General features: G+C 59.6%; 1 protein-coding gene. It reads left to right on the plus strand.

The window, feature by feature from the left end; all coding sequences use genetic code 11:
- Nucleotides 1–298 (plus strand): transposase (locus tag H663_RS40855; RefSeq protein ID WP_205872776.1); only part of this gene is annotated, 298 nt, incomplete at its 5' end.
- Nucleotides 299–1,444: the final 1,146 nt, after the last annotated feature.

Here is a 1,444-nt window from a genome sequence, read left to right on the forward strand (position 1 = left end):
GAGTGGCGCGCAGTTTCTGCGCCTGGTGATGCAGCATGTGCTACCCAAGGGCTTTCGAAGGGCGCGCAACTATGGTTTCTTGCATCCGAACAGCAAAAGGCTGATCACCTTGTTGAAGTTGCTGGTGTTCAAGCGCCCAAGTGGCACCGCAACCCCATCAACGACATCTCAGACCACTCCTCGTGCGCAATGGAAGTGCGCGTGCTGCGCCGGTGCCATGAGGGTGCTACGCCGCCGAATCTTGCCATCGACCAATGCGCCGCCACCGCAACACAGTCAGGCCACCACGAACCAGTAACACGCCCGATCTCAGCTTGAGGATTGCGCAACAGTGCCCCAAAAGCACTGTGCATGTGCTCGACCAAAAACAGCTACACACTGCCCAAAAAGTGCCGCAATGGCACAAGGCGCACCGCCGTCGTATCGCATGAGCCAAGTGAATGCTCAATCTCGCAGGCAAGACAAAAAAGATATTTTCTGTAGGGCAAAAACCAGCGCCCAGAACCGGGCTCGTCCAACAAACGGATCAGGTCGCGGCTTCGCGCGACCTATCCTTACTCGTCAGGTCGGCGGTCCAAGACCCCGACATGGGGCCTGTGCCCCAACCCACCATGTCGGACTCTGCGAGTGCCGACCTACGCGATGACATGTCTCAAAGATGTCGTAGGTCGGCGGTCGAAGACCCCGACATGGGGCCTATGCCGAAACCCACCATCTCGGAATCTGCGAGTGCCGACCTACGTGATGACATGTCGCAACGATGTCGTAGGTCGGCGGTCAAAGACCCCGAAATGAGCCTGCACCGAAACCCACCATGTCGGACTCTGCGAGTGCCGACCTACGCGATGACATGTCGCAAAGATGTGGTTGGTCGGCGGTCGAAGACCCCGACATGGGCCTGTGCCCCAACCCACCATCTCGGAATCTGCGAGTGCCGACCTACGTGATGACATGTCGCAACGATTTCGTAGGTCGGCGGTCAAAGACCCCGAAATGAACCTGCACCGAAACCCACCATGTCGGACTCTGCGAGTGCCGACCTACGCGATGACATGTCGCAAAGATGTGGTTGGTCGGCGGTCGAAGACCCCGACATGGGCCTGTGCCCCAACCCACCATGTCGGACTCTGCGAGTGCCGACCTACGCGATGACATGTCGCAAAGATGTGGTTGGTCGGCGGTCAAAGACCCCGACATGGGCCTGTGCCCCAACCCACCATGTCGGACTCTGCGAGTGCCGCCCCACGCGATGACATGTCGCAAAGTTGTCGTAGGTCGGCGGTCGAAGACCCCGACATAGGGGCCTGTGCCCCAACCCACCATGTCGGACTCTGCGAGTACCGACCTGCGCGATGACATGTCGCAAAGATGTCGTAGGTCGGCGGTCGAAGACCCCGACATGGGGCCTGTGCCCCAACCCACCATGTCGGACTCTGCCAGTGCC

It is taken from the genome of Limnohabitans planktonicus II-D5 (assembly GCF_001270065.2).
GTDB lineage: Bacteria > Pseudomonadota > Gammaproteobacteria > Burkholderiales > Burkholderiaceae_C > Limnohabitans_A > Limnohabitans_A planktonicus.